Source organism: Pseudomonas sp. P5_B2 (assembly GCF_056400445.1).
Genome location: NZ_JBFULH010000677.1, coordinates 1 through 2057, shown reverse-complemented (window position 1 = coordinate 2057; position 2057 = coordinate 1). Strand labels below are relative to the sequence as shown.

Genomic DNA, 2057 nt, shown 5'->3' with positions numbered 1-2057 from the left:
CTCAGGTATCGTGATTTCGGAGGGGCATCTGTGCGACAAGCGGGCAGGGGAGTGCGAGCCTGAAAACAAAAAACCCGCACTTAGCGGGCTTTCTGTATGGGGTCACATCCTTTTGTTCGATCAATCTGCGCTCCATTGTGTGAGCGTTTCGTGAAAAGTATGCCGCAAGAACGAAAAAACCCGGCGCAGTGGCCGGGTTCTTTTATACACGTAGCCAAATCCGTTTGGCTGAYYGCATTGTGCYGGGTGGATGTGACGWAGGTGTGACAGCCGGTAAAGGCTGAACAGTCCAGAATCAAGCGTTTGAGCTGTGTCAAAACCAGCTGCGATCATCCTCCAGCTCGTCGCGGCACTGCATGAGCTGTGAATGGTAATTCCTGGACTGTTGCTCTACCTTGCGTGCCACCTGCATCAACCATGGTTTGCTGCGATAGGTACCTCGACGAAAGCCACCTCGCCCTTCATGGTAGGCCAGGTACTGGTTGTAGGCGTCCCCTTTGGATATTCCAAGCTGGCTGTGGGTGCCAGTTGTGTACCAGCCTATAAACATGATCGCGTCATCATAGTTGTCGCGCGAGCCGCCATTGCCGGTCATATCCTCGTACTCACCCCAGACAGGGTCAAGAGCTTGCGCATAACCATAGGCGGAACTGACCCGCCCCCAGGGAATCACTCCAAGCATGTAGTCACGGGGAGGCAATGCATCGGAGACGAAACTGCTCTCTTGCTTCATGATTGCCATCGCAACGTGTTGAGGTGTGCCCCATTCTTTTTGCATCTCTAGCGAGTCTTCGTACCAGTCAGGGTACTCACGATAGATATTGCATAGATTATTCTGATCCCTTGGCGGCGCCGTCGTGCAGCCCGTCAAAATGGCGAACACCAGTAGCAGTGCCCGAACTCTTCCTTGTTTCATCCATAGCCCTCAGAAAAATAAGGGCGGTAGTAGCCCCCGCTTGCAGGACAGAACTTGTGTAAAGCCGATCATTCGACGTCACTGCGCGATTGTCAGGGGGAGGTGTTGAGCGACCAGCATGGCCGCTCAAATTCAAGTGGGCGTTAAAAGAGAATAAATGCAGAGGCCGTTGTTTGATTCAGGTTGATGTCGCCGACTTCCAGTACTTCGTATTCAGCGCGGATACCGATATTGCGAAACACATCAAATTCAACGCCGGCACCGTAGGTCAGATCCACTCCAGTGTCATCGTCGCTGGCATTGCCGTCAGCATCCCAGGCATGGGCACCGACACTGCCGTAAAGACGTACCCGGTCTCCCAGTGGAAAGCCGAGATGGGCGCTGGCCTGGACAGATTTGCCATCGAAATCAAGATTTTTGTCCTCGAACTGGCCCAGATCAACAAAGGCACCCTCGAAAGCCAGATAACCGTTTAGACGATAGCCGGCAAAAACCTTATAGCCGTTGTCTTCATCGCTCAGCTGGGATTTGTCAGTTTCAATGTTGCTTACGCCAGCTCCAAGATACAAACCTCTGTCATCCGCGAGTGCCTGAAAAGACAGCAACGAAAGCAGTGAAACGAAGCCAAGGTTTCGGAATAGCATGTGAGGTGGAGTCCTTCTACAGGTTGTCGATTGTGAGGTGTTCGCCGAGAATCTGAGTGATAGCGAAGACTGATAGAAGTCATTGATTTATATTTTTGAGTCGCTCAATCAATGTAAGGACGGTTGCTTGCCGGGCATTGAAAATACCGTCTAGCCAATGCACGAACAGGGAGTTCTTTGGCAAAGAACCGGCCTTGAGCCAACAACACACCTTCTGAAGTCAAATGCAGTAGCTGCTGTTGAGTGTCGACACCCTCGGCGATGACGTTGAGCTTTAGCGACCTGGCGATGTTGGCAATCTGTCGCCACTGGGCATCCTTGGTGGCGATGGTGTCGTGTGTGATGAATGTAAGATCCATTTTCAGTATGTCGACGGGCACAGATTCGATGAGCGAAAGTCGGAAGCCATCGACCCCGACGTCAGCAATAGCAATGCGATGCCCGCAGGCTCGAAGCCTGTGCAACTGAGTCGCTGCACTTTTAGGGTCTGACAAGGC

At 52.4% G+C, this 2057-nt stretch carries 3 protein-coding genes; all 3 read right to left on the bottom strand.

What is annotated here, in order from left to right:
• Nucleotides 1–313: 313 nt before the first annotated feature.
• On the bottom strand, nucleotides 314–916 hold the full coding sequence (locus AC1DRJ_RS25515) for a transglycosylase SLT domain-containing protein (protein WP_477804601.1): 603 nt from the start codon (nucleotides 914–916) through the stop codon (nucleotides 314–316).
• A 143-nt stretch (nucleotides 917–1059) separates the two neighbouring features.
• Nucleotides 1060–1560, bottom strand: a complete 501-nt coding sequence (locus AC1DRJ_RS25510) for an outer membrane beta-barrel protein (protein WP_477804600.1) — start codon at nucleotides 1558–1560, stop codon at nucleotides 1060–1062.
• A 104-nt stretch (nucleotides 1561–1664) separates the two neighbouring features.
• On the bottom strand, nucleotides 1665–2057 hold a 393-nt coding region (locus AC1DRJ_RS25505), incomplete at its 5' end, for an EAL domain-containing protein (RefSeq protein WP_477804599.1).